The sequence below is a fragment of the Stenotrophomonas sp. 89682_Sma genome (assembly GCF_056481405.1).
The window spans coordinates 2619888-2645326 of sequence record NZ_CM151147.1; the positions used below are offsets into that span (position 1 = coordinate 2619888).

Annotated in this window: 32 protein-coding genes and 1 pseudogene; 17 read left to right on the top strand and 16 right to left on the bottom strand. The window is 66.4% G+C overall.

Annotation, left to right across the window (positions count from 1 at the left end):
• The first annotated feature begins 77 nt into the window (after nt 1-77).
• The 4 genes from ACZK29_RS12080 (at nt 78) to ACZK29_RS12095 (ending at nt 3302) form a co-directional block, all read left to right on the top strand.
• Nucleotides 78-809 carry an AzlC family ABC transporter permease gene (locus ACZK29_RS12080; protein WP_164146773.1) on the top strand — a complete coding sequence of 244 codons (732 nt, stop codon included), beginning with the start codon at nt 78-80 and terminating at the stop codon, nt 807-809.
• On the top strand, nt 806-1120 hold the full coding sequence (locus tag ACZK29_RS12085; protein ID WP_005409898.1) for an AzlD family protein: 315 nt from the start codon (nt 806-808) through the stop codon (nt 1118-1120). Before ACZK29_RS12080 ends, ACZK29_RS12085 begins: the two co-directional genes overlap by 4 nt.
• Before the next feature lie 227 nt (nt 1121-1347).
• The gene (locus ACZK29_RS12090; RefSeq protein WP_005409905.1) at nt 1348-1776 is read left to right on the top strand and encodes a PAS domain-containing protein; all 429 of its coding nucleotides are present in this window, start codon (nt 1348-1350) and stop codon (nt 1774-1776) included.
• Nucleotides 1773-3302 carry a diflavin oxidoreductase gene (locus ACZK29_RS12095; RefSeq protein WP_478446063.1) on the top strand — a complete coding sequence of 510 codons (1530 nt, stop codon included), beginning with the start codon at nt 1773-1775 and terminating at the stop codon, nt 3300-3302. The genes ACZK29_RS12090 and ACZK29_RS12095 overlap by 4 nt, the downstream gene beginning before the upstream one ends.
• Nucleotides 3303-3411: 109 nt before the next feature.
• Here ACZK29_RS12095 and ACZK29_RS12100 read toward each other — a convergent pair whose 3' ends face one another.
• The 11 genes from ACZK29_RS12100 to moaA all read right to left on the bottom strand — a co-directional run bounded on the left by ACZK29_RS12100 (nt 3412) and on the right by moaA (nt 11347).
• Entirely contained in the window at nt 3412-4080 is a 669-nt protein-coding gene (locus ACZK29_RS12100; protein ID WP_111203795.1) for an ATP-binding cassette domain-containing protein, read from the bottom strand.
• Complete coding sequence (modB, locus tag ACZK29_RS12105) at nt 4070-4753, bottom strand: molybdate ABC transporter permease subunit (protein ID WP_019659885.1); 684 nt, start codon at nt 4751-4753, stop codon at nt 4070-4072. The genes ACZK29_RS12100 and modB overlap by 11 nt, the downstream gene beginning before the upstream one ends.
• A 3-nt stretch (nt 4754-4756) precedes the next feature.
• Nucleotides 4757-5500 (bottom strand): molybdate ABC transporter substrate-binding protein, encoded by a 744-nt coding sequence (modA, locus tag ACZK29_RS12110; RefSeq protein ID WP_111203796.1) that lies wholly within the window; start codon nt 5498-5500, stop codon nt 4757-4759.
• A gap of 22 nt (nt 5501-5522) precedes the next feature.
• Nucleotides 5523-6299 carry a helix-turn-helix domain-containing protein gene (locus ACZK29_RS12115; protein ID WP_111203797.1) on the bottom strand — a complete coding sequence of 259 codons (777 nt, stop codon included), beginning with the start codon at nt 6297-6299 and terminating at the stop codon, nt 5523-5525.
• A gap of 66 nt (nt 6300-6365) precedes the next feature.
• Complete coding sequence (locus ACZK29_RS12120) at nt 6366-6731, bottom strand: hypothetical protein (protein WP_459046888.1); 366 nt, start codon at nt 6729-6731, stop codon at nt 6366-6368.
• A complete protein-coding gene (gene mobA, locus ACZK29_RS12125; RefSeq protein WP_478446064.1) occupies nt 6728-7276 on the bottom strand; it encodes a molybdenum cofactor guanylyltransferase in 549 nt (182 codons plus the stop codon). The genes ACZK29_RS12120 and mobA overlap by 4 nt, the downstream gene beginning before the upstream one ends.
• A gap of 81 nt (nt 7277-7357) precedes the next feature.
• Nucleotides 7358-7846, bottom strand: a complete 489-nt coding sequence (locus ACZK29_RS12130) for a molybdenum cofactor biosynthesis protein MoaE (RefSeq protein WP_164146767.1) — start codon at nt 7844-7846, stop codon at nt 7358-7360.
• Between the two features lie 3 nt (nt 7847-7849).
• Nucleotides 7850-8110, bottom strand: coding sequence for a MoaD/ThiS family protein (locus tag ACZK29_RS12135; RefSeq protein WP_478446065.1), 261 nt, complete (start codon nt 8108-8110; stop codon nt 7850-7852).
• The gene (locus ACZK29_RS12140) at nt 8110-9363 is read right to left on the bottom strand and encodes a molybdopterin molybdotransferase MoeA (RefSeq protein WP_478446066.1); all 1254 of its coding nucleotides are present in this window, start codon (nt 9361-9363) and stop codon (nt 8110-8112) included. The genes ACZK29_RS12135 and ACZK29_RS12140 overlap by 1 nt, the downstream gene beginning before the upstream one ends.
• A complete protein-coding gene (gene moaCB / locus ACZK29_RS12145; protein ID WP_478446067.1) occupies nt 9363-10358 on the bottom strand; it encodes a bifunctional molybdenum cofactor biosynthesis protein MoaC/MoaB in 996 nt (331 codons plus the stop codon). Before moaCB ends, ACZK29_RS12140 begins: the two co-directional genes overlap by 1 nt.
• An 8-nt stretch (nt 10359-10366) precedes the next feature.
• Nucleotides 10367-11347, bottom strand: a complete 981-nt coding sequence (gene moaA, locus ACZK29_RS12150) for a GTP 3',8-cyclase MoaA (RefSeq protein WP_478446068.1) — start codon at nt 11345-11347, stop codon at nt 10367-10369.
• A gap of 160 nt (nt 11348-11507) precedes the next feature.
• Here moaA and ACZK29_RS12155 point away from each other — a divergent pair.
• Nucleotides 11508-11789, top strand: a pseudogene (locus tag ACZK29_RS12155) (hypothetical protein); the annotation flags it as partial.
• Nucleotides 11790-11834: 45 nt separating this feature from the next.
• Here the strand turns inward: ACZK29_RS12155 and ACZK29_RS12160 are convergent.
• The gene (locus ACZK29_RS12160; protein WP_478446069.1) at nt 11835-12170 is read right to left on the bottom strand and encodes a DUF6984 family protein; all 336 of its coding nucleotides are present in this window, start codon (nt 12168-12170) and stop codon (nt 11835-11837) included.
• 10 nt (nt 12171-12180) lie between these two features.
• Nucleotides 12181-12570, bottom strand: coding sequence for a hypothetical protein (locus ACZK29_RS12165; protein ID WP_478446070.1), 390 nt, complete (start codon nt 12568-12570; stop codon nt 12181-12183).
• 1124 nt (nt 12571-13694) lie between these two features.
• On the opposite strand from ACZK29_RS12165, the gene ACZK29_RS12170 reads away from it, so the two are divergent.
• A complete protein-coding gene (locus ACZK29_RS12170; RefSeq protein ID WP_478446071.1) occupies nt 13695-14516 on the top strand; it encodes an alpha/beta fold hydrolase in 822 nt (273 codons plus the stop codon).
• 35 nt (nt 14517-14551) lie between these two features.
• Here the strand turns inward: ACZK29_RS12170 and ACZK29_RS12175 are convergent, their stop codons facing one another.
• Nucleotides 14552-15346: an AraC family transcriptional regulator gene (locus ACZK29_RS12175; protein WP_021204230.1), complete on the bottom strand. Its 795-nt coding sequence runs from the start codon at nt 15344-15346 to the stop codon at nt 14552-14554.
• A 166-nt stretch (nt 15347-15512) separates the two neighbouring features.
• On the opposite strand from ACZK29_RS12175, the gene ACZK29_RS12180 reads away from it, so the two are divergent.
• From ACZK29_RS12180 to ACZK29_RS12200, 5 genes are all read left to right on the top strand, one after another.
• Nucleotides 15513-17387, top strand: a complete 1875-nt coding sequence (locus ACZK29_RS12180) for an FUSC family protein (RefSeq protein WP_478446072.1) — start codon at nt 15513-15515, stop codon at nt 17385-17387.
• Between the two features lie 4 nt (nt 17388-17391).
• A complete protein-coding gene (locus ACZK29_RS12185) occupies nt 17392-17601 on the top strand; it encodes a DUF1656 domain-containing protein (RefSeq protein WP_019337823.1) in 210 nt (69 codons plus the stop codon).
• A gap of 1 nt (nt 17602) precedes the next feature.
• Nucleotides 17603-18487 carry an HlyD family secretion protein gene (locus tag ACZK29_RS12190; protein WP_478446073.1) on the top strand — a complete coding sequence of 295 codons (885 nt, stop codon included), beginning with the start codon at nt 17603-17605 and terminating at the stop codon, nt 18485-18487.
• Nucleotides 18484-19920: an efflux transporter outer membrane subunit gene (locus ACZK29_RS12195; RefSeq protein ID WP_478446074.1), complete on the top strand. Its 1437-nt coding sequence runs from the start codon at nt 18484-18486 to the stop codon at nt 19918-19920. The genes ACZK29_RS12190 and ACZK29_RS12195 overlap by 4 nt, the downstream gene beginning before the upstream one ends.
• A 133-nt stretch (nt 19921-20053) precedes the next feature.
• Nucleotides 20054-20404 (top strand): RcnB family protein, encoded by a 351-nt coding sequence (locus ACZK29_RS12200; protein WP_478446075.1) that lies wholly within the window; start codon nt 20054-20056, stop codon nt 20402-20404.
• Nucleotides 20405-20453: 49 nt separating this feature from the next.
• Here the strand turns inward: ACZK29_RS12200 and ACZK29_RS12205 are convergent, their stop codons facing one another.
• A complete protein-coding gene (locus ACZK29_RS12205; protein WP_478446076.1) occupies nt 20454-20768 on the bottom strand; it encodes a hypothetical protein in 315 nt (104 codons plus the stop codon).
• A 17-nt stretch (nt 20769-20785) separates the two neighbouring features.
• The gene (locus tag ACZK29_RS12210; RefSeq protein WP_478446077.1) at nt 20786-21109 is read right to left on the bottom strand and encodes a hypothetical protein; all 324 of its coding nucleotides are present in this window, start codon (nt 21107-21109) and stop codon (nt 20786-20788) included.
• 178 nt (nt 21110-21287) lie between these two features.
• Between ACZK29_RS12210 and ACZK29_RS12215 the strand changes: the two genes are divergently transcribed.
• The 6 genes from ACZK29_RS12215 to ACZK29_RS12240 all read left to right on the top strand — a co-directional run bounded on the left by ACZK29_RS12215 (nt 21288) and on the right by ACZK29_RS12240 (nt 25395).
• Nucleotides 21288-21869 (top strand): hypothetical protein, encoded by a 582-nt coding sequence (locus tag ACZK29_RS12215; RefSeq protein ID WP_478446078.1) that lies wholly within the window; start codon nt 21288-21290, stop codon nt 21867-21869.
• Nucleotides 21870-21901: 32 nt separating this feature from the next.
• Nucleotides 21902-22354, top strand: a complete 453-nt coding sequence (locus ACZK29_RS12220) for a YbbD-related protein (protein ID WP_478446079.1) — start codon at nt 21902-21904, stop codon at nt 22352-22354.
• A 35-nt stretch (nt 22355-22389) separates the two neighbouring features.
• Entirely contained in the window at nt 22390-22920 is a 531-nt protein-coding gene (locus ACZK29_RS12225) for a Cif family virulence factor (RefSeq protein WP_459046898.1), read from the top strand.
• A 125-nt stretch (nt 22921-23045) separates the two neighbouring features.
• Complete coding sequence (locus ACZK29_RS12230) at nt 23046-23720, top strand: response regulator transcription factor (protein WP_111203819.1); 675 nt, start codon at nt 23046-23048, stop codon at nt 23718-23720.
• On the top strand, nt 23717-24949 hold the full coding sequence (locus ACZK29_RS12235) for an ATP-binding protein (RefSeq protein WP_459046899.1): 1233 nt from the start codon (nt 23717-23719) through the stop codon (nt 24947-24949). The genes ACZK29_RS12230 and ACZK29_RS12235 overlap by 4 nt, the downstream gene beginning before the upstream one ends.
• A 59-nt stretch (nt 24950-25008) precedes the next feature.
• Nucleotides 25009-25395: a diacylglycerol kinase gene (locus ACZK29_RS12240; protein WP_111111375.1), complete on the top strand. Its 387-nt coding sequence runs from the start codon at nt 25009-25011 to the stop codon at nt 25393-25395.
• Nucleotides 25396-25439: the final 44 nt, after the last annotated feature.

Consider the following 25439-nt stretch of genomic DNA (forward strand, 5'->3'; position numbering starts at 1 on the left):
ACTGAATGGCATCAACGCAACCCGATTTCGCGATCGGACCGCTAGCATGGGCCACCCCCATCTCGTTGTGCCGCTCCATGGACGCCCGTACCACCCTCCCCCTGCCCGATAGCTGCGATACCGCCCCGCGCGCCGAATTCCTGCGCGGCCTGCGCGCCGCCGTACCGGTGATGATCGGCTTCATTCCCTTCGCACTGGTACTCGGCGCGCAGGCGGCCCAGAAGGGCCTGAGCGCATTGGAAGTGCCGCTGATGACCGGCCTCAACTTCGCTGGCGGCTCGGAATTCGCCGCCGTCGAACTGTGGACCTCGCCACCGCACATCGCCTTGATCGTGGCGATCACCGCGCTGGTCAACAGCCGCCACCTGCTGATGGGCGCCAGCCTGGCTCCGCTGCTGCAGCATCTGCCGCGCCGCCGGGTGCTGCCGGCGCTGTTCTTCATGTGCGACGAAAGCTGGGCGATGGGCGTTGCCGATGCGCGCCGCCGTGCGCTCGGCTTCAGCCTGGCCTATTACCTGGGCGTTTCGGCCGGCCTGTACACGGTCTGGGTGGCCTGCACGGCACTGGGCGCGATCGTCGGCCCGATGTTGGGCGACATCCATGCCTACGGTTTCGACATGGCCTTCCCTGCGGTATTCCTGGTGCTGCTGCGCGGCATGTGGCAGGGCATGAAGGCGGCGCGGCCGTGGCTGGTCAGCCTGATCGTGGCCGCCGCCACCTACCTGCTGATTCCGGGCGCGTGGTACGTGGCCAGCGGCGCACTGGCCGGCCTGGCGGCCGCCTGGCTGCTGGCGGAGGACGCGGCATGATCTTCAATGGACTGATCCACTGGACCTCGGTGCTGACCATCGTGCTGATGGCGGCCGCGACCTACCTGACCCGCATCGTCGGCTTCCTCGCGCTGCGCAACCGCACGTTGAGCAAGCGCGCCGTGACGGTGATGGAAGCTGCGCCGGGCTGCGTGCTGATCTCGGTGATCGCCCCGGACTTCGTCGCCGACAAGCCCGCCGACCTCGCCGCGCTGGCGATCACCCTGCTGGCCGCCACACGCCTGTCGATGCTGCCGACAGTGCTGATCGGCGTGGTCTCCGCCGGTGTGCTGCGCTATCTGATGGGTTGAAGCCTTGCCCTTTCTGTAGAGCCGAGCCCACGCTCGGCTGCTGGCAATCCCGTTTGCCGCATAAGCCGAGCATGGGCTCGGCTCTACAGAGATGCCCCCTGCGACACCCGGTCGCAGGCCATCGCGCGCCCCACTTGACCAATGTCAAACTGCCCGCCGCCGTGCGGGCGTATTTCTATGCAGGACCCGAACACGCCGGCGTTGCCGGCATCCACAAGGACCCTGCGATGAGCTACACCCCCGACAACGCCCAGCTGCTGAACGCCATGCAGAACGTCATGGTGATCTCCACCACCGACCTGCAGGGCAACATCACCTACGCCAACGACCTGTTCTGCACCCTCACCGGCTTCGCCCGCGAGGAACTGATCGGCCAGCCGCACAGCATCGTGCGCCACCCGGATGTACCCAAGGCGGTCTACAAGGACATGTGGGACACCATCAAGGCCGGCAAGACCTGGACCGGCATCGTGCCAAACCTGGGCAAGGGCGGCGTGCTCTACGTGGTAGACACCACCGTGCAGCCCCTGTTCGACGCCGACGGCAACATCACCTCCTACATCAGCATCCGCCGCGTGGTGAACGACCTGATGCAGAACTACGACCTGGTCGAGTTCAGCAAGGAAAAGTTCGACGACTTCTACGAGGCCGCGTGAACGCTCTCCCGACCAGTACGCCCTTCAGCCGCCTGCTGGTGGGCTTTGCGTCCGAGTCGGGCAACGCCCGCGCCCTGGCCCAGCGCCTGGGCGCGGACCTGCAGCCCCACGCGCCGCAGGTGCTCCCGTTCAACGACATCGACGTGGCCAGTCTCGGCCACGGCGATGTGCTGCTGGCGATTTCCAGCTCGTTCGGCGATGGCGAACCGCCGGCCAATGGCGAGCAGTTCTTCGAAACACTGCGCCAGACCCCGACGCTGAGCGGCCTGCGCTACGCGGTGTTCGGCCTTGGTGACACCGGCTACCCCAGCTTCTGCGGCTTCACCAAGGCACTGGATGCCGCACTGAGCGAGCGCCAGGCGCAGCCGCTGCTGCACCGCGTGGATGCCGACCTGGGCTACGAGCAGTTCTTCCAGCAATGGCAGCCGGTGCTCGGCCAGGTGCTGGATGGCGACCTCAACGCTGGCCAGGACCTGCACCTGCAGGTCACTGCCTATGGGGAAGACAATGCGTTTGCCGCTCCCATTCTCGAACGCCGCCGCTTGAACAGCAGCAATCCGGCGGCCTGGCATCTGCAGCTGGACATCAGCGGTAGCGGCATGGCCTACCGTGCCGGCGACACGCTGCACGTGGTGCCGGAAAACGATCCTGCCCTGCTGCAAGCGCTGGCCACCTGGTATGGCGACAACGCCGCCGTGGCCGCCCTGCATGACCGCGCGCTGCGCCTGCTCAGCAAGGGCGTGCTGCGCGAGCTGGCCAAGCTGGGCGGCAGCGAGCTGCTGAAGGGCCTGTTGAAGGTCAGCCAGAAGCGCGAGCTGGAAGCCTACCTGCATGGCCTGGACCTGCTGGACGTGCTGCAGGACCACGCCACGCCGGACAGCGTGCCGCTGGCCCGGTTGCACGAACTGCTGTCACCGCGGCTGCCGCGCGCTTATTCCATCGCCTCGCACCCGTGCGACGACCAGTTGAGCCTGTGCGTGCGCGAAGTGCGCTACACCCTGCGCGACCGTGAGCGCTTCGGCACTGCCACAGGCAGCCTGCTGCATGGCGGCGACCATGCCCGTGTGTACTGCCGCTCCAACCCCGGATTCCATCTACCTGACACCGGCGAAGCGCCGCTGCTGCTGGTCGGCACCGGCACCGGCATCGCACCGCTGATGGGCCTGATGCAGGAGCTGCAGGCCAATGCCTGCGAACGCGAGGTGCACCTGGTGTTCGGCGAGAAGCACCGCCAGCACGATTACCTGTACCGCGAACAGCTGCAGGACTGGCACACGCGTGGCGTGCTGGCCGGCCTGCATACCGCGTTCTCGCGCGATGGTGCCGAAAAGGTCTATGTGCAGCACGTGCTGCAGCAGCGCGCCAGCGAGGTGCGCGACGTCCTGGCCCGCGGCGGGCATCTTTACCTGTGCGGCAACAAGAGTCATCTGGAGGCTGCGGTGCGCGAGGCCATCGATGCCATCGGTGGCGACGGGCATTGGGACGCGCTGCGGGGTGAAGGCCGCACGCACTGTGAGCTGTATTGATCCTTTGATCCTTTGATCCTTTGATCCTGTAGAGCCGAGCCCATGCTCGGCTGCTGTTGGCGGTGTCGCGCAGAGCAGCCGAGCATGGGCTCGGCTCTACAGGTGCAGGTCAGCCTCCGACAATGCGGCCGTCCACCACGCGCGCGACCTGCTGGCCGAACATGGCCACGTCCTGCGGGTCGTGGCTGATCAGCAACAACGGGATGCCGGTCTTGTCCAGCACGGCCTCCAGCTCCTGCCGCAGGTGCTGGCGCAGGTCATGGTCCAGCGCGGAGAACGGCTCATCCAGCAGCAACGCCTGCGGTTGTGTCACCAGCGCGCGCGCCAGTGCAGTGCGCTGACGCTGGCCACCGGAGACCTGCGCGGGCAGCAGATCGCCCACCGTGTCGATGCGGAATGCGTGCAACCACTGCTCCACCGCATCGAAGCGCTGGCCCACGCGCGGATTCAACCACCCCTTCTGCAGACCGAACGCCACGTTCTGGCGCACGCTCAGGTGCGGGAACAACGCGTAGTCCTGGAACACATAGCCCAACCGGCGGCGTTGCGGCGGCAGATCCACGCCGTTGGCCGCATCGAACAGAGTCTGCCCCTGCAGCCGTACATGACCCTGGCTCGGCCGCAGCAGCCCGGCCACCGCCTTCAGCGTCAGGCTCTTGCCCGCGCCCGAAGGCCCGAACAGCACCACCTGGCGCTGCGTGCACTGCAGCGATACGTCCAACACGAAATCCTGGCCAGCCGCCTCCAGGCGGCGCTGCACCTGCAGGTCAAGCCACATCGCGCAGCTCCCGGCGACGCCCGCCCACCAGCCGCGCGGCCAGCAACAGGATCACGATGCAGACCACCGAGGTCAGGATGACCAGCGCATTGGCCTTCCCATCCTGTCCGGCCTGCACCGCCTCGTAGATGGCGATCGACAGCGTCTGCGTGCGACCCGGAATGCTGCCGGCCACCATCAGCGTCGCACCGAACTCGCCCATCGCGCGTGCAAACGCCAGCAGCAGCCCGGCAAGAATGCCGCGCCACGCCAGCGGCAACGTGATGCGGAAGAACACCGCTGCTTCGGACACTCCAAGCGTGCGCGCGGCCTGCTCCAGCTGCCCGTCCACTTCCTCGAACGCCGCGCGCGCCGGCTTGAACACCAGCGGCAGCGAGGCCACCGCCGCCGCAATCACCGCGGCCTGCCAGGTGAACACCAGGTTGATGCCGAACCACGATTGCAGCCATGCACCGACTGGGCCGTTGCGACCGATCAGTACCAGCAGGTAGTAGCCCAGCACCGTCGGGGGCAGCACCATCGGTAGGGTCAGCAGCGAATCCAGCAGTTCACGGCCCGGAAAGCGCCGCCGCGCCAGCAGGGCGCCCAGTGCCACGCCCAGCACCAGATTGATGGCGGTGGCCCAACCGGCCACCTTCAGCGACAACCCCAGTGCGCTCCAGTCCAGATCCATGCCTCAGGGCTTGCCGAACCCGTGTTCGGCCAGGATCGCCTGGCCCTGTGCCGAACGCACGAAGGCGGTGAAACGCTTGGCTTCGGCCGGCTGCGCACTGGCCTTGGTCACCGCCAGGGGATAGGCAATGCGCCCTGCCACCGGCACCGCGAAGGCACGGCGCACGCGGTTGGGCATCGCCTGCGCATCGGTGGCATAGACGAAGCCGGCATCCACTTCACCCCGCGCGACGTAATCCAGCGACTGGCGCACGTTCTGCGTGGTGATGACCTTGCCCTGCACCGATGGCCACAGGCCCGCCGCCTCCAGCGCGCCCTTGGCATAGCGGCCGACCGGCACGCTGTCCGGGTTGCCCAATGCGATGCGCTGCACGCCAGCACCGGCCAGATCCTTCAACGTGCGCGGCACCGCCTTGGCCTGCGGCGGCACCACCACCCACAATGCGTTCACCGCGAACACCTCGCGGGCGCCCGCCGCCAGCAGATCCTGCTGCTGTGCCTGGTCCATCGTGGTTTCGTCGGCCGATGCGAACACATCCACCGGCGCACCACGGCTGATCTGCTGCAACAGCACGCCGGAGGCGGCAAAGTTGAAATCGACCTTGGTGCCCGGGTGCGCCTTCTCGTAGGCCGCGCCCAGTTCGCGGAAGCTTTCGGTCAGGCTCGACGCCGCCGACACCGTCAGGTCGGCCGCCCAGGCCGGCACCGTGGCCAGCAGTCCCAGCAACAACAGTCCCGCTCGTTTCATGGTCGGCCCCTTGGCTGTCTGGTCAGTCCGGATCGGATTCCCTGGCCACGGACAACGCCGCCAGCCGTTCGGGTTTCAGCAACAGCATCTCACGTTGGTTGACTGCAATCACACCCTCATCGCTCAGCCGGCGCAGCACCCGGCTCACCGTTTCCGGCGCCATCCGCAGGTAGTTGGCGATCTCGGTACGGGCCATGCTCAGGTTGAACCGGGTGGCCGAGAATCCGCGTCGTGCATAGCGCTCGGAAAGATCCAGCAGGAACGCCGCCATGCGCTCTTCGGTGCGATGGTTGGCGGCCAGCGTGGCGACCTTGCCGATCTCGGCACTGAGCAGGCTGAACAGCCGGGCCTGCAGCCCCGGCATGCGGGTGGCCAGCAGGCTCAGGCGCGGAAAGGAAATACGGCACAGGTAGACCGTGTCCAACGCCACGGCATTGCAGGGGAAGCGCGCGCCATGGATGGCATTGAGCCCGATCACTTCACCGGGCAGGCTGAAACCCAGCACCTGCTCGTTGCCCTGGCTGTCATCGACAAAGGTCTTGACCATGCCGGCACGCACGGCGGCGATCGAGTCGAACGGATCGCCCGCACGGAACAGGTAGTCACCAGCCTGGAACGGACCCACGTGGTCAACCAGCACGTGCAGCTCGCCCAGCGCGGTCTTGTCATAGCCCTGCGAGATGCAGGCATCGGAGAACGCGCAGGTGCTGCAGAAATGCAGCGCATCACCGTCATCGGCCGCCGCGGGATTGGGCGTGGCCGGTCGCGGCGGAGAAGGAGCAGAGGGGTTCAGGGGCATTACAGCGACGCAGGAACGAAGGCCCCCATCATACGACAGCGTGCCGCCCGCCCCTGCGCAATGCACCTACTCCGACGCAGGGGCCGAACGCCGTTGCGGGCCACGCTGCCGCACGCTGTCGCGCACATCCACGTCGAACTGGAGTTGCAGCATGCTGTCGTCATCCAATGCGATGCCGAAGCCAAGACCCTCACGGCACGGCAGGCGCGCCGCCAGTGCCTCCACTGCTTCGCGTGGCAGCACCAGCCGGCAGAACGTACCGCCATCGAGCAGCACCGCCTGATCGCCGGCATGCAGCGACAGTGCCACACCCCAGCCACCGCCGCCGCCAAAGCGTGTCAAGTTCTCCAACGACTCACCGGCCAGCAGCCGCGCCAGTTCCTCTTCATCCACGCGCAGGCGCATCGATTGCTGTTGCAGCTGGACTTTCATGGTGCGGTGGACTCCCATTCCGACGGGGTATTGCAGTTGAGCAACAACGCCTGATCCCCTGGCGCCAACGGCAACCGGGTCACGCCCAGGCGTTGCTGCAGGACGCGCAGTGAACGACGCGCGGTCGGATCTTCAATCAGCTCCTGCAGCACGCGGCGGCAATGATCATCGATCTGCAACCGCATCGGCAATGGTTCGTCGGCAAACACCGCGCAGGCGGTGTCTTCTGCCAGGCACAATCGCTGCAGCAGTACCGCGCTCAACAGTGGCGTGTCCACCGGCACCACCCAGGCCGGGCCGTCAGGCATCTGCATCGCCGCGCTGTAGAGCCCGCCCAGTGGCCCGCATCGGGGCACACGATCGGGGATGCCGCCGAAGGCCGGGTAGTTGCCGCTGACCCAGACCTCGCGCGCGCCGGCCTGCTTCAACAGGCCCCGCATGTGTTCCAGCAACGTTCGTCCCTGCCAGGGCAGCAGCGCCTTGTCGCTGCCCATCCGGCTGGACAGTCCACCGGCCAGTACGATGCCGTTGACGGTTTTATTCATGGTAGAGCCACGCCATGCGTGGCTGCATCAGCCGGGTCCGCCGGGAGAGCCCCATCCACGCATGGCGTGGATCTACTGGCGTCACGGGCTGTGGCTGTGCGCATGCGCAGGCTCATCGTCCGCATGGCAGAGGCTGCAACCCTCGCTCCACTGGCTGTCGCCGTCTTCGTAATGCTCCTGCTTCCAGATCGGGCACTGGTGCTTCACCACCTCGATCAACTGCCGGCAGGCGCGGAACGCCTCGTCACGGTGCGGGCTGCCGGCGGCGACCACCACCGCCACGTCACCAATACCGAGCCGGCCCCTGGCGTGGGCCACATACAGCTTCAGCTTCGGGCCGAACGTGGCCTCGACCTCGGCGGCCAGGCGCTTGAACTCGTTCAGCACCAGCGGCTCGAACAGGTCGTAGGTGATGCCGGTCACTGCGCGGCCGATGTTCACATCGCGCACCTTGCCGATGAACACATCGATGCCGCCAAACCCCGGATCGGATACCGCGGCGATGCCCTCGGCCGGATCGATTTCGGCATGTGCACGGTCCACCACTTTGACGATGACGTTCCCGCTCATGGTTCAACCCCCGCTTACCGGCGGCAGGATCGCCACCCGCCCATCGTCGGGCAGTGCCTCGTGGTCGCGCAGCACGCGTTGCTGGTCGGCGAACGCCGAATAGTCCAGCAGGCCCGCACGGAAATCCGGCCAACGCGTCGGCAGCAGCTCACGCAGCGCCTGGCGCAGGTCGGCCACGGTGCCACCGGCCACCTCCACGGCAATCTCGCGGCTGGCATCCAGATCGGAGAACGCGCCGAACAACTGCAGAATTACCTGTCTCATCATGACTCCTGGCTCGCCAGCTGCACCGGGTCCTGATGACCCCAGCCCTGCACGCGCACGTAGGTGCCAGCACTGGCCAGACCTCCCTCGCCTTCCAGCACCACCCAGGCGTTGGCCTGCAGCATGGACATCAAACGGAACGACTCCTGCCCGGCCAGCACGCGCGCACTCAGGCGCCCCTGTGCGTCCACCTCCACCCGCGCCCGCGCGTGGAAGCGCAGGCCGGGCGGCGTGCGCACGTCGGCCTGCAGGGGCAACGTCAGCACCGGCTCCGGTGCCAGCCCCAGCAGGCGGCGCAGCACCGGTTCGACGAAGAAGCGCTGGCCCACCGCAGCCGACACCGGGTTGCCGGGCAGGCCGAAATACAGCGCGCCATTGGGCAGCACCGCAAACAGCAGCGGCTTGCCCGGGCGGATCGCCACCTTGTGGAACACGATACGCGCACCGCGGCCGCGCAGCGCGTCGGGAATGAAATCGTAGCGGCCGGCCGACACCGCCCCGGTGCTGATCAACAGCTGCGCACCCGCGTCCAGCGCTTCATCCAGCACCGCGTTGAACGCGGCCACGTCGTCGCCCACCGTGCCCTGCCAGACCACTTCGGCACCGGCGGCCTGCAGGCGGCCTACCAGATACGGCCGGTTGCTGTCTCGGATCTGCCCGGATGCCAGCGTCTGCGCCGCCTCGGTCACCAGCTCCTTGCCGGTAGCAATCACCGCCGCCTTTGGCCGCGCCACCACCGCCACCTCGCCCACGCCGATCGCATGCAGCAGGGTGCGCGTGTTGATGTCCAGCACCTGCCCGGCCTGCAGCACGCGCTCGCCGTCGCTTACATCCTCGCCGCGCAGGCGCACGTTCTGGCCCGGCTTCACCGATGCCTTCAGGGCGATGCGGGTCGGGCGCCCCTCCTCGCTGGCGAGGATCTCCACGTTCTCGACCGGTACCACTGTGTCCAGCCCGGACGGCATGCGCGCACCGGTCATGATTTCCCAGGCACCCTCGCCGCCTTCGGCGCCGGCATCGCCGGCTGCCTGCCAGCCCTGCACCGCGAATTCGGTACCGGCCTCGAACGTCGCGCCGTTGGCACGCAGCGCGAAGCCGTCCATCGCCGAATTGTCGAACGGCGGCAACGACTGCCCGCTGTGAATGTGACTGACCAGGGTACGGCCGCCGGCTTCATGCAGCGGCACGCACTCGGCCGGCAGCGGCGTGGCCGCGTCCAGCAGGTGCTGCAAGGCTTCGCTGTAGGCAATCATCAGTGGCCACCACCATCGACCATCGCCAGGGCGTGGCCCAGTACCGGCGCCAGGATGTCCAGGCACTGCGCCGCCGCCTTCGGGCTGCCGGGCAATGCGAACACCAGCATGTTGCCCAGCTGCACCACCTCGGCGCGGCTCAGCCAGGCCATCGGCGTGTGCTGTGCACTCAGTGCCCGCACCATCTGCGCCAGGCCATGCACCGGCCGCGCGTTCAAGGAACGCAGCGCCTCCGGGGTCAGGTCACGCGGGCCCAGCCCGGTACCGCCGGTGCACAGGCACAGGCGCACGCCCTCGGCGGCCAAGGCCTGCAGGCGGCCCGCCAATGGCTCGATGCCATCGGGCAAGACCTCGGCGGCCACCACCTCGCCACCCAGCTTTTTCAGGCCGGCCACCAGGGTTGGGCCGGACACATCCTCATAGGTGCCTTCGCTGGCGCGATCACTCAGCGTGATCACCGCGCAGGCCGCGCCCTGCAGGCCCTTCGGTGCACGCGGCTTGAAACGCGCGCGCTCGGCATCGTCCATGCCGTCGGGGTGCAGCCAGACACCGCGCTTGCCGCCTTCCTTGAACAGCAGGCGGATGCCTTCGATGCGCAGCGCAGGTTCCACCGGCTTGCTCAGGTCGTACAGGGTCAGCAGCGCTGCGTTGACGCCGGCCAGTGCCTCCATCTCCACGCCGGTGCGCGCCTCGCTGGCGCACTCGCACCACACGCGGATCGCCTGCCGTTCCGGCACAGGCGCGCAGAACACCTGCACCAGTTCCAGCGGCAGCGGGTGGCACAGCGGCATCAGCATCGAGGCCATCTTCGCGCCCTGCAGGCCGGCAATCTCGGCCATCACCAGCGCATCGCCCTTGGGCAGGCGGCGCTCGACGATCAGCGGATACGCCACCGGGCCGGCATGCAGCTCGCCCACCGCCACCGCACGACGGCGGCTGATGCGCTTGTTGCGCACATCGGCCATGTGGAAGGCCGCGTTCAATTCCCCACTCATCGTGTTGCTCATCCTCCGATGGAGGCCAGGTGCGGGGTCAGCCCGGTCTGGCCCTGGTGCAGTCCATGCCCGGCCGCTTTCAGGCCAAGCTGGGTGGTGATGCGTGCCAGCAACGCGTGGTGGTCATCGTCGCGCTGCAGCAGCGGGCGCAGCGGCACACCGAACTCGCCGAACAGGCACAGCCGCAGGTCGCCCCTGGCGGTCACCCGCAGGCGGTTGCAGCCCTTGCAGAAGTCACGCGAATACGGCGCGATGATGCCGATGCTGCCGCGATGGTCGAGGTGGCCGAACTCGCGCGCCGGGCCGGCATCGGCCGCGCGCGGCCGCTCGTGCCAGCCCGCGGCGAGCAACTGCTCGATCACCACGTCGGCGCGCAGGTGGTGGCGCTGGAAATAGGCTTCGTTGTCGCCGGTGCGCATCAGCTCGATGAAGCGCACGCTGAAGGGGCGGTCACGCAGGTAGTCCATCCACTGCGGCAGCTCGTCGTCGTTCAGGCCACGCAGCAGCACCGCGTTGAGCTTGATCGCCGGCAGGCCCAACGCCTGCGCCAGGGCCAGGCCCTGCTGGATCTCCGGCAGGCGGTCGTGCCCGGTGATGGTGTGGAAACGCTCGCGTTGCAGGCTGTCCATGCTGACGTTCAGCGCGGTCAGGCCGGCCCGGTGCCAGCCGGGCAGGCGCCGCGGCAGCAGCGTGCCATTGGTGGTGATGGCCACCTTGCGGATGCCCGGCACCGCCGCCACGGTGGCGATGATCTCGTCCAGATCCTTGCGCAGGCTGGGCTCGCCACCGGTCAGGCGGATCTTGCTCATCCCCAGCGCGGCAAAGGCCCGCACCAGGCGGCCGATCTCATCCACCTGCAGGAAACGCGGGTGGCCGTCGGCTTGGTACCCGTCGGGCAGGCAGTAGCTGCACCGGAAGTTGCAGGCTTCGGTAAGCGACAAGCGCAGGTACGGAAAGCTGCGTCCGAAGCTGTCGGTGAGTTGGCTCATGGCTGTTCCACCTCCTGGTACCACCCTGCAGCCCTGCCCCTGAACGGGTTGTCGACCCCAACCCGCAGAGTGCGCTGGGGCGTTGAAAGCGTCAACCCGGGAAGTGCCAAACCTGAATTGGCACCACCTGTCGCAATAGGCCCTCCCTGCCCGTTCCGATATTGCCAACCTCAACCGCGTTGGCTGCGGTGCGGCGGCCGACGAACAGCCCTGGCCGGAGCGGCATCAGCTGCCCGGGCGCTGCCTGGCCCTGGCCCTGGCCGATGCCGATTGCGCGTTGAGCGGGTTGCGGGTGGTGCTGGAAATGCTGCTGGCGGCGGAACGCACCCGGCAGAACGGCGAACCCGGGCAGTACGTGGGCGACCGGGTGATGGAGGGATTGGTCATGGCCTGCCAGTCGTTGCGCGCGCAGGCGGTGGGGCGGTTGCAGCTCGAAGGGTGAAGGCGATGCGCTACGCCCTTCAGCGTGGACTGATTCCAGGACGCGTCATTGCTCGCTGAAAGCGCTCCTCAGATCGACGCCAATGATCGGTGAGAAGTCCACCTTGCACAGCTCCAGTTCGAAGAGCTGATCGTGGTTGTCCAGGCACAGGGTGACTCTCACCGGTACACCGTCGGCATCGGCGAGCATGGCCGTGGCAATGTCACTTCCGAAGAGCTGGGTCGTGCTGGACAGGAACACCACGCCTCCGAATCCGACGACCTCCACGTCCTCCACCTGGGCGAGCGCCAGATCCTTCAACAACCGTTCGGACAGCTCGGTCGTCTCGGGCAGCAGCCTATGGATGAGGGAGACCTCGTCGGGGGTGAGGAATCTGGGCACGGAATGTCCTTCAGAGCACCGCGTCCGCCATCGGCAGATGCTCGATCCGCCATGACTTGGCGTAGATGAGAATGACGCTTCCGGTCGAGCTGGTCTCGATACGGAAACACTTCAGACCGGACAGCGGATAGCCGACCGCCTTCCAACGATCAAGAAGATCAGCGAGTCCCGGCTCGTCATCGTCGACCTTGGCGAACTCTATTCCCTCCTCCCCCAGTACACCGAAGTTCATGAGCACCGAGCACCCGCAGGCTTCCGAGAAGCAAACGATTTCCTGCCGGCCGTCCGGCCAGCGCACCTGGACCTTTACCTCATCGCATACGCCTGGATTGCTTCTATCGATGTTGATAGCCAGCAACGTGGCGTCACACCATTCGAGCGCGTTGAAATCTCCATTCATCTACTGGAATCCGTCAGATGCATACGACGGAGGTGCGCCCCCGGTCGCCCCTTCCTCTCTCTCACCACTCCTGAAGCTCCCCAAGGTTGAGGTCCCGGGCATAGGACCGCCGACTACTGATCCGCACTTCCTTGGATGCGAACCTTCGACCGTCCCTGCATTCGACTGCGAATTGGTAGCTTCTGGGTTCCGGCCCTGCAACGACCATCATGGGGACCGAGAATGTGCTTCCAACCGGTTTCGACGAAACTACACCTTCGCCCTCCCCGAGCATGCTCAGCTCACAATCGAGAGCGCGAACGTCACCCTGACCTGGCGGCACGCTTCCCGAGACGCGCACGATCATATCGCCACCCGATGTTGCACAGCCGGCCAGAACCAGACCGGCAATGACAGCTGCGGCATACCTCACCTTCGCCCCTTCTTCGCATTGTTAATGCACCTGTTGAACGCACTGACGTTCGCATTCACCACGGTCAACAGTTGCCGGATGGTGTAGCTGGCGGTACCTGCCGAGGTGACCAGCGCGATGCGATTACCTATGACGTCATAATCTCAAGCTCCCTTGCAAAGAGGTGGTTGAGAAGGCCCGCTATTCCGGGGACCCGTCTGCAAAATGCCGCTTTCTCCTAAAGGCAACGAGAACGAAGGCTGTCGCAGCCAGGAAGGCACCAAACGCATCCCAGATTCGGCCCAGCCACAGCATCAAAGCGGAAATGGCCAGCCACATTACAGATAGTGCAAGAAACCATCCGCGCGTCAGCTTCATAGGGCTCAATACACAGTTTGAGTTCCAACCATAGCGCAGACGATAGCCAATGCAACCTAATAGATTGCCGGCATCCCTTCCTCCAAATGCTGCAACGCCGGCGACAATGGGCAAAAGCAGCGTCAGATCCGACGCACCAGATGCCGGCAAGGTCAGCCGCGTTGATAGGCGGGCGGAACAACCCGCAGCACAGGCGCAGCGACCTCATGCACCATGACTTCCCGCACAGGGATTAGGTGTTATACCTCACTACATTACCAGCACGACCTGTCGCGAGGTCGGCAGGCTGTGGCACTCCGCTGCAGACCTGACCCATCGGAAGGGCTGGCACGCGTCACGGCCCAAGGGAATGGCAATGAAGAGCAGCCGAGTGACGTTGTGGGCGCTGGCCGCCATGATGGCCGCAGTGGGCACCGCGCACGCAGGGGAAATCCAGGTGGATCGAGGCGCTTACACACTGCAGGCCGAAGATATGGGGGCCGGCCCGATCACCGTGGTCTTTGAATCCGGTTTCGGGCAGGGCGCGGGGGCCTGGAAGGAGGTGGTTGCCGGTCTGGGGCGCGACTACCACAGCATCACCTACGCCCGTGCGGGACTCGGCAAGTCCGGCAGCGACGGTCACCCCAAGCGCATCGATGCGCATCTGGCCGACCTCACGGCCGTGATCGATACGCTCGCTCCCGGTCGCCGCGTTGTGCTGGTGGGTCATTCCTATGGCGGCCTGCTGGCCACGGAGTTTGCACGCCGCCATCCGGAGCGCCTGCAGGGCCTGGTGCTGGTGGACCCGGCCACGATGGGGCAGCGCCATGCGTTCAAGGAGGCCGACAGTGCCCGCGTGCAGGCAGACGATGCCCAACTGCGGGCAATGCTGCCGCCGGCCATGGCCGCCGACTACGCCGTGCTGATCGAACAGCTGGATGCACCCGGTGCGGAGACCCCGCGCACGATGCCGGACGTACCGGTGGTGCTGCTGACTGCAACCCAGCTGGCTGCCGAACCGCTGTTCTTCGAGGAAACCGCAGCGGGCAAGGCACTCTGGAAGGCGCAGCACGCCCTGCTCTTCTCGGGGTTCACGCGCGGTACGCATCGCTACCTGGCGACCGGCCACACCCTCCAGCGCGAGGATCCTGCTGCGGTGGTGGCCGCGATTCAATCGGTCTCCGACACCTCGAAGTAGCCGTTCCGGGCAACGACTTCCCCCGTTGTTCCCCGCTACTGCCCGCGCAGCCGCACGGCAAAGTACCGCGCCGGGGAAAGGCCAAGCGCCTTCTTGAACATCGTGATGAAGGCCGTCACCGACTCATAGCCCAGCGTCTCGGAAACGCGTTGTACCGGTGCGCCCGCGGCGAGTTCACGAATGGCGATGAGCAGGTGCAGCTGCTGCCGCCAGCGTCCGAAGGACAAGCCCGTTTCTCGCTCAATCAACCGGGTCAGCGTGCGCTCGCCCAGGGCCAGGCGCACGGCCCACTGGCTGATGGTGCTGCGGTCTGCCGGATCAGCCGACAATGCCGCAGCCAATGCACGCACCTTCGGGTGATGGCTGACCGGCAACGACAGGTGCTCGGCAGGCATCTGTACCAGCTCGTCCAGCAACACCCGCGCCAGCCGGTCGGTGTGGCTGCCATGCGGATAGTCCAGCGGCGCGTCGGCCAGATGCAGGATCATCTCGCGCAGCATCGGCGAGATGGCCAGCGTCACGCACTGCGCCGGCAGGTCGACGATGCCGGGCTCGACGAACAGGTAGCACAGGCGCGCGTTGGCGGTGGCGCGGTTGCTGTGCGGCATGCCGCCCGGAATCCAGACGCCACACTGGGGCGGCACGATCCACAGCGCATTGGCCACTTCGCAGGTCACCGCCCCATGCAGCGCAAGAATGAGCTGACCCTTTCGATGCTCATGCACCGGAATTTCCGCGTCGTGCTCGGCCACCTGAAGGCGGCTGGCAACCGCCGGGCGATCGGTCTCGTCCGGGTCCAGGTCAAAGCCGGGGAGCGAAATGCGAGCCATTCTCACGTTGACCGGTTTTAGCGATTGATTGTCATTGTAGCGAAATTCGCCATGCCGGCCGATCACTAGGATGAGCCGCATGCACTCCTCCAGCCCGCTCCGCCCCCACCTGCTCCAGGCATTTGCGCGGTTTAAAAGCCCTGCCGTCAGGACCGACCAGGAGGCGGTGCTGTTCTCGCTCAAATGCCTGCTCGCCGCGTCGCTGGGGCTCTATGTCTCTCTAAGGGTCGGCCTGAACCGCCCGTTCTGGGTGATCGGCACGGTCTATCTGGTATCACAGCCTCTTTCCGGGGCAACGCTCAGCCGCGGCCTGTTCCGCCTGCTCGGTACCGTGGGCGGGGCCGTCGCCACCGTCGCGCTGGTGCCACGCTTCGCCAATGCGCCCTTGGTGCTGAGCGCCGCGCTCGCCACCTGGATGGCGCTGTGCCTGTACCTGGCGATGCTCGACCGCACGCCACGTGCGTACGCGTTCCTGCTGGCCGGCTATACCACCAGCCTGATCGGGTTTCCTGCGGTCATGGTGCCGGGAGAAGTGTTCACCATTGCCGTCACGCGGGTGCAGGAAATCGCCATCGGCATCCTGGCCGCAACGCTGGTACATGGACTGGTGCTGCCGCGCCGGGTTTCGATGCGCGTGCACGCACGGGTTGCTGCCGTGCTGGAAGATGCGGAACGATGGACACGCGACATGCGCGCCAGTGCATCGGACACGGTGCTGGCGACGGACCGCTCGAAAGTGGCCGCCGACCTGCTCGAGCTGCATGTGCTGTCGATCCACCTGCCCTTCGACAGCGCCCACGGCGTCGCCCAGGTGCAGATCCTGCGTGCCCTGCATGACCGGATGCTGGACGTCCTGATGCTGTCCAGCGCGGTGGAAGATTCCATCGACCGGCTGCGTTCACCACAGGCCGGCGCGATGGATGCAACGGGCTGGCGCGATCTGCTGCAGGCCGGCCTCGCCGTGCAACAGACCGAGCTCGACCTCGCCCACGCCGACTGCCGCGTGCTGCAGGCACAACTGCGCACTGCCCGCTCCGACTGGCGCCGGCATGTACCTGCTCGCCTTGTGCGACATGCGCAGGGTGCGGTACTTCACCGGGATCATCGGCTTGCCCTGCGTAGCGCGCTGGGCGCGTTCGTCGGCATCCTGCTGAGCTGCGTTCTATGGATCGCTACCGGCTGGTCGGAGGGCGCCACGGCGGTGTCCATCATCGGCACGGCGTGCGTGCTGTTCGGCACGATCGAAGCGCCGGCACCGCATGTCATGCGCTACCTGGTGGGATCGTGCATCGGCGTGGCCGTCGGCCTGCTCTACGGTCTGCTGATCTTCCCCGCGTTGTCCGATTTCACCGGCCTGATTGCCGCGCTCGCGCCGGTGCTGCTGCTGTGCGGATCGTTCCTTGCCCGGCCGCCCTTCATCATGGCCGCCCTGGGCGTGGTACTGACCTTCCCGCTCATCGCCGGCCTGGGCGGGACCAATGCGATCAACATCGTCGGCGCGCTCAACAACAGCGTTGCGTTGTTCGTGGGTACGACGGTAGCACTGTGCAGCATGCAGCTTCTCCAGACCGCCGATGCGGGCCGCAACCGCGCACGGCTGGAGCGCTCGATCCGCCGGGACATCGCACGACACGCCGCCGGACAAGGTGATGTGACCCGCGCTTGGCTCAGCCGAATGCTGGATCGAATCGGGCTGCTCGCTCCCAGGTTGCAGGGCCGTGCCAGCGCAGCACACGACCTGCGGGCGTTGTTTGCGGACGTTCGCGCGGCACATGCATCCAACCAGCTCCGCGCACTGGACACGCGTCTGCACGATCCACGCACGCAAGCGTTTCATGCGGCGCTGATCGAACGCATCGCCGCACATTTCAGGATCCGCGGCCATGCGCCACGCAGTGTCGACATCCATCTTCTGGAACTGCTCGACCGCATGCGCGAGGCCGCGACGGCCAGCAGCGGGGCTGATCAGAGGCATCTGTCGCACCTGCTCTGCGGGTTGCGCCGCGACCTGCTGGCATCCCCGCTCACCCATCGGCACTGACCACATGCTCTCTGATCTTTCCATTGATGGCGTGCTCATTCCCGGCCTGCTCGCCGTGGCCGCTGCCGCCTTGGCGCTGTCGATACTGACTTCACGCCTGCTCGCCAGCCTCGGCCTGTACCGGCTGTTCGCCGCGCGGCCGCTGGTGGGCCTGTCCCTGTTCGTGATCCTGGCGGAGCTGATGATCCGGCTCTCGCCCCTGCTCGAGAAATGAAATGAAACACCTGCTTGCTGTCATCGGCCGCTGGAGCGCAACACTGGCCGTGTGTGCGCTTGCCGCGACTGCCGCGCTCTCCCTCTGGAATCGTTACGAAATGCGCCCTTGGACGCGGGATGGGCGGGTGCGCGCCGATGTGGTGCGCGTTGCGTCGGACATGGGGGGACTGGTGACCCGGGTGCTGGTGCACGACAACCAGCGGGTCAGCGCCGGACAACTGCTGCTGGTGCTCGATCAACCGCGCTTCGCTGCCGCGCTTGAGAAGGCCGACGCAGCGGTCAGTAGCGCGCATGCCACGCTGGCGCTGGCCCGTCGCGAATCGACGCGGGACAACGCACTGGGCAACCTGGTCGCCTCGGAAACACGCGAACGCAATGCGGCCAAGGTCGATACCGAGCTGGCCGCCCTGGCGCAGGCACGGGCCGAACAGCGCGTCGCCCAGCTCAACGTGCAACGCACCGAGGTGCGCGCGAGTACCGATGGCATCGTCACCAACCTGGACCTGCACGCGGGCGACTACCTGCAACCCGGTGCGCAGGCGCTGGCGTTGATCGACACCCGCAGCCTGCGCATCGAGGGCTACTTCGAGGAAACCAAACTGGGCTGCATCACCGAGGGCGATGCCGCCGTGGCCCGGCTGATGGGCGACACCCGCGATGTCCGCGGACACGTTGACAGCATCGCCGCCGGCATTGCCGACGATCAGCGCTCAAGCACGCACAACCTGCTGCCCGCCGTGGCGCCGACCTATACCTGGGTGAGGCTGGCACAGCGCATCCCGGTACGCATCCGTATCGATGATGCGCCGCCGGATACGCGCCTGATCGTAGGTCGCACCGCAAATGTGACCATCACGCCCTCGGCGCCGGGAGCCTGCAAGTGAGCGTGCGGACAGTGCGTGGTGGGCTGCTTGCCCTGCTGCTGCCGATGACGGCCTGCGTGTCCGGCCCCGACTATCACCTGCCGGCGAGCGCTGTCGCAGCCTCCCCCCGAGCGGCGCGGGCGTTCGTCTCGGGCAGGGAGGCATCGTTCAGCCACGACGCGCCACCGGATCGATGGTGGCAACTGTATGGCGACCCCCAGCTTGACGCCTACGTACGCGAAGCACTGGCGGCCAATACCGACCTGCGCGCCGCCGATGCCAACCTTCGGCGCGCCAGCGCAACCGTGGCGGAGTACCGCGCGCGCAGTTCCGTGCAGGCCGACGTGGATGCATCGGGCGCGCTCACCCATGCCGGTGGTTACACCCAGGCGTCGGCCGCACCGCAATCCTATGCGCTGGGCCTTCACCTCTCCTATTCGCTGGATCTAGCAGGCGGCATCCGCCGCGGCATCGAAGCCACCAATGCGGACGCGGACGCCGTCGCTGCGGCACGGGACCAGGTCCGCGTGGTCGTCGCTGCTGCCGTCACCCGTGCCTATCTCCAGATCTGCACAAGCAATCACACGCTCGCTGCGACCCGGCAGGTGCTGGCGATACAGCGCGCCACGCTGGAGGCAACCCGTCGCCTGGCTGCGGGCGGGCGCGGAACGGACTTCGATGTCAGCCGTGCCGGAGCCGCAGTCAACCGGAGCGCGGCGGGGATACCGCACCTGGTGGCGGAACGCCAGGCCGCACTGTTCGAACTGGCCGCCCTGATGGGCAGGGTCCCGGCAGACTATCCCAGGGAGGCGGAAACCTGCCCCCAGCCCCCTGAGCTGCAGCAGGCGCTGCCGGTCGGTGACGGCTGGCAGCTGCTCCAGCGGCGCCCCGACATACGTGCCGTGGAGCGTAGCCTTGCGGCGGGCACGGCGATGATCGGCGTGGAGACCGCAGACCTCTATCCGCGGGTCACCTTGGGCGCATCCCTGGGCACAGCAGGCACGCGAGGGCAGCTGCTTTCGGCCGACAGTTTCGGGGCGAGCGTCGGGCCGCTGCTCTCATGGCACTGGCCCAACCGCCGCGTGGCCAAGGCCCGCATCGCGGCGGCCGGCGCAAATGTGGATGCCGCTCTTGCTTCCTTTGACGGCATCGTGCTGCAGGCACTGCGCCAGACCGAGACCGCGCTTTCTGCCTGCACGCAGGAGCTTGAACGCGAGCGCAGCCTGGCGCAGGCGCGTGGGGACGCGGCGCGCGCCGCCGGGCAGGCACAGCAGCTCTACCGCTTCGGCAGGATCGATTTTCTCGACGTGCTTTCGGCCCAGGCCGCGCTGGCAGATGCGGAGTCCGCACTGGCGGCCTCCCGCGCGGAGCGCATTGACCGGCAGATGGATCTTTTCCTGTCGTTGGGCGGAGGCTGGGCCGCAACGGATTCGGCCGCGGGCGGGGCCCGGTGACCCGTTCGGGGCAGCGACTGCATGCCGCGCGGTCTGTTCAGGTACGTGCCGCCCACACCCGTATTCATTCACTCGGACTACCCTATATTCACGCCACAGCGCCGCATGCTGCGGCGATGACGGAGGGCCTTCCATGACAACCATGCGTCTGCTTGCCATCGCGTTGATGACCACCGCCACTGCCCTGGCGGCGGCACCCGCCTTCGCCGATCCACCACACCACGCCCGTGGCAATGGCCCACCGCCGCACGCCGGTGGCCCGCACAACCGTGATGCACCGCCGCCGGGCTGGCAGAAGAAGGCCTGGCGTCGTGGCGATCGCCTGCCTTGGGCTGAAGTGGACCGCCGTTACTGGGTGAACGATTACGCGCGCTATAACCTGCGCGAGCCGGGCCGCGACCGGCGTTGGGTGCGCCAGTCCGACAACGAGTACCTGCTGGTGGAGATCGCCACCGGGCTGATCATCGACGCCCTGCATCGCTGAAGCGACCTGCAGCTCCCCACACGCAGCGATTTACATCGGTGCAGACACCTTACGACCGGGGCCGTCCCGGTCGGCGGTGTCTGCGCCCACGGCGCCCCGCCCGCCTCTGCGGCCCGCCATGCATGCCCTCCCGCAGCGCGATGTACCCACACATCAGCGCTGTGGCAAAGAGCCCCATCGCCACCAGTAATTCGAATCCTCGATCACCAAAAAGCAGGCGGATGGAGATCTCCAGTGAGCACAGCTTGCCGCAGCGCAGGCCCTGCTCCGTGAAGCCATGGATGAGCACCAGCACGCCCATCAACGTGCACCACGCCATCAGGGCCAGGCTTGCGATGAAGATGAAAGGACGATGGATACGCATGCGCTCGTCGCGGTCTTCTACGGTGATGTCCAGCGCGACGTTGCGAGCACGCGATCGGAAGCATCCAGCTCTACCGACCAGGCTTGGGTATCCAGGCCCAGCCGGCTCTCATACCACCATCGCTGCGCACAGCGACCGCCGCATCCACGGCTGGCATAGCGGGTAAAGGGAGCACCGGCATGCTCCACCACGTCAGGTTGCCCCAGCACCCGCAGTACCTCGGCCCTGCTCGCCCCGACCGGGACCGAGGCAAGCGCGTGGGAATGCCACGCCGAGATCGCCGAGCAACCGGCCACGTACGCCACGAACAGGCCGACCAGCCCCCACATCAGTGTCCTCATTGACAGATCCCCTCCTGCGCCGCGCGCCAGCGCATCATCCGCGCAGACTCTCTTCGACGTCAAACCTCGACACGCGGGCCTGTTGCAGCGCCCGGCATCCGTGCTAGCGTGCGCCGTCAAACTCTCCATGGGGTGCAGGATGCGCAATGGAATGGGACGGAATCTGGTGATCGCCTGCATGGCCCTGGCTGTTGCCCCAGCGGCGGCAACAGCGGCCGCACCACCGGGTGATCGTGGGCAGGATTTCGTGCAGACGCAGGCGATCGCCGCGCGCTGCCAGAAGAACCTGCCCGGCCTGGAACTGCAGTTGCAGGAGGGCCGCAAGCACTGGCTGTCGACACTCGACGCCGCGCAACTGCAGGCCGCCGAGGCCTATGCCAGCAGCAAGGAAGGCAAGACTCTGGGAAAGAGTGTGGAGCGGGATGCCTCCCGCGCCTTCGGTCGCAATACCTTGTCCGCCGCAGCGACCTGCGTTGGCCTCCTCGCCGAGTACGGCCCGGCCCACCCGCTGCCTTCCGGCACGGCAATGCCGGCCGACCGGGTGCAGCACTACATGCTGCACTTTGCACCGATGGTGCTGGCCCGGCTGCAGTGCGCGCGCCTGGACGGCATCGACGTGGTCGCCCAGCCCGATGGCTCGGAAACCTGGCAGTACCGGGCCTGTGGCCAGACCGAATCCGTGCGCATGACCCCGCTCGGGCAGAGCTGGTCGATGAGCGATGTGGACCGCAATCGCCTGTTCGACGCACTGACCCGATAGGTCGGACGGCATTCCTCGGGGTAGCAGGAACCATGTTTCCACCCACCACCTGGATCAAGTTGCGATCTGCCTTTCCATTGGCGGCCTGCACGGTGCTATGCGCCTGCGGCCTGGTGATGGACAGTTCGTTCGACACTCTGCGCGAGGCGCTTGACTCCGACATGTTGAACAAGGGATGGATTCCCGGCTGGGTGCCGCAAGCGGCGACCGACCTGCGGGAGGTACATGACCTCGACTCGAACACCAGCGCGCTGGCCTTCACCAAGCCCCCTGCGGTACTACTGCAGCTGCCTGCGGATTGCCAGGCAACGACATTCAGTAACAGCGATCCTGTTGCGTTCGATCGATACTGGTGGCCGGGCGACGGGACGCTCAAGTCGTCTTACCGCGTCTTTCGCTGCGCGCCCGAATCCGGAAAATCAGTCTTCGTCGCCATCAACAGGACCGAAGACCGCGTGCTCTTCTGGCGAACCTACGCGCGGTGATGCGCCCGCACCGCCGCCCCTCTTCTCAGGAACCCATGATGCCCAACGCACGTGCACGCTTCGCCGCCCTCGCCCTCTCTCTCGCGGCGTTCCTGCCGGCCTACGCCGCGCAGAACGCCCCCGCCGACGTCAAGGCCATCGAACAGGTGGTTGAATCGTTCCGTACTTCGCTGATCAACAAGGACAAGCCGACCTACATGGACCTGTTCTTTTCGGACAAGCCGGAAGACATCGGCTGGCAGTATGTTTCCGAGGACGCGCGCCTGCAGGACATCCGCAAGGCCAAGCCCGATGCGATCAAGGCGCGGCAGATTCCCGCCAACAACTTCATCGCGCTGATTGATGGAGCGGTGGCCTCGCCGAAGCCGAAGGAGGAGAAGTTCTCCAACACGAAGATCGAGACAGACGGCGACGTGGCCTCGGTGTCGTTCGACTACAGCTTCCACGACGATGGGGTGAAGACCAACTGGGGCAAGGAAATGTGGCAGCTGATCCGCACCGAACAGGGCTGGAAGATCTTTTCGGTGATCTATTCGATCCGTGATTCACGCAGCCCGGCCGATTGAACGTCGCTTGAGGGCGCTGAGCGCCGATTGCCGATTGCCGATTGCCGATTGCGATCCATTCAGCCAGGGCATTGGCATCCGGCAAGAGATCGGGCAGAGTTCGGCCACGCGCAAGGACGCACGCCATGACCCGCCTGCTGATCATCGAAGACAACCCCGAGCTGGTTGCCAATCTGTATGCCTTCTTTGAACCGCTGGGCTACGTACTGGACGACGCCCGCGACGGCGCCAGCGGACTGCGCCGGGCCACGCAGCACGACTACGACGCCATCCTGCTGGACTTGATGCTGCCGCGGCTGGACGGCATGACGCTGTGCCAGAAGCTGCGCCAGGAGTTCCAGAACCCGGTACCGATCCTGATGCTGACTGCGCGCGATCCGGTCGAAGACCGCGTGCAGGGCCTGGCCCTGGGCGCGGATGACTACCTGGTCAAACCGTTCTCGCTGACGGAACTGGATGCGCGGATCAAGGCCCTGGTACGACGGGCGCAGGGTCGCCAGGTCCAGAGCGTGCTGGCGTGGAAGGACCTGCAGGTGGACACGCGCTCGCCACAGGCCTGGCGGCAGGGTCGCTGCATCGCACTGACGCCTACCTCGCACAAGCTGCTGATGTGCCTGGTGCGCGCGGCGCCGGCCGTGGTACGCAAGCAGGAGATGGAATACCTGGTCTGGGGCGACGAACCACCGGACAGCGGCGCGCTGCGAACACACATCCATGAACTGCGCCTGCAGGTGGACCGCAGCTTCGATACCGCGCTGATCACCACCGTGCACAGCGTCGGCTGGCGCATGCAGACGTGAGCCCTGCCTCCCTCTACCGCCGCCTGAGCCTGCGTACCCGCATCACGATCTCGTTCGTGCTGTCGATGGCCGGCGCCATGGGTTTCATCGTTCTGGCCGAACAGGTCGACTACGATCAGGTGCGGGCTGCTGTCGTCGCGCGGACACAGCACGGCGAAGTGCAACGGCTGCAGGCCGCGCTGGTTCGCGGCCAACGCCCCGCCCTGCCACCGGGGACCCAGCTGTTCGATGCCCACGACGTGCCTGTCGTGCTGCGCCAATACGGTCCGGGCTATCACGGCGAAGAGGCCCCCAACGAGTGGCACCTGCGCGTGTTCGATAGTGGCGGCCAACGATATTACCTGCTGCAGGACGCGGCACCCTATGGCTACCTGGAACACCTGATCAATGCCTTTGCGGCACTGGTCATTTCGATCTGCGTGCTCGGCGCCTTTATGATCGGCCGCAAGGTAGCGACGCACGTCATCGCACCCATCACGCGATTGGCGGACGCGGTGCAGGACGGCCAGAAGCCTTTTCCCTACCAGGACGCGCGCGATGAGATCGGTGTACTCGCCCGCACCTTCGCCCGACACAGTGACGAGCTCGAACGGTTCCTGCATCGCGAACAGTGCTTCAGCGGCGATGCCAGCCACGAGCTGCGCACCCCGCTGGCCATCATCGGCGGCGCTGCGGAGACGCTCGCCTGCCAGCTTCCGGCCGACAGCCACCTGGTTCCCAGCGCCGAGCGCATCCTGCGCACCACCCAGGAGATGCAGCGCCAGCTGACCTGCCTGCTGCTGCTCTCACGCGACCCCAGTACCGTGCCGCACAACAAGGTGGCCCTGCGCCCGCTGATCGAATCCTGCATGGAGCGCTGCCAGCCCTGGATTTCCGGCAAGCCGGTGATCGTTGCGCTTGATGCCCGGCACGAAGCCGTGCTGGACACCAACGCCGATCTGGCGCACAGCGTGATCTGGAACCTGCTGCGCAATGCCTGCCAGTACACCGATCGGGGCGAAGTACGGATCACCCTCCACGACACCGCACTCATCATCGCCGACACGGGACCCGGCCTGCCCTCTACTATCGACCCACAGCAGTTCCAGCGTTTCCTGCCCGGCAGCCCGCACAGTGGCGAGGGACTGGGGCTGTCGATCGTACAGCGCATCGTCGGGCACCTGGGCTGGAGGATGACGGTGCATTCCTCGCAGCGGGGATGCCGGTTCAGCCTGGAGTGGCCGCTCTGACGGTTTCCTGACGCACGCGTGCACATGCTGGGGATTGCTTACTTCACGGCGGAAACGGCATGCAGCACCCCAAGGACAGCGGCAAGTACCCGCACGGCAAGACCGGTCTGAGCCGCATCTTCCACACCCTCATCCATTCGCGCGATGGTTTCATCGCCACCTTCCGCGGGGAGGCCGCCTTTCGTCAGCTGCTGCTTCTGCACGCACTGTTGATCACTGCAGCGTTCGTACTGGAAATCAGCACGGTCGAGCGCGCGATAGTGCTGGCGGTCTGCTTCATCAGCCTGCTGGTGGAACTGCTGAATTCCGCGATTGAGGCTGTGGTTGATCGCATCTCGCTGGAGCAGCACCCGCTGTCCAAGAACGCCAAGGACATGGGTAGCGCCGCGCAGACCACCGCGTTGTTGATGGTCGGCGCAGTGTGGGGCGTGATCCTGCTGGGCTAGCCCGGCAATCCTGACAACTTCCTGATAAAGCCGTTTCGATACTG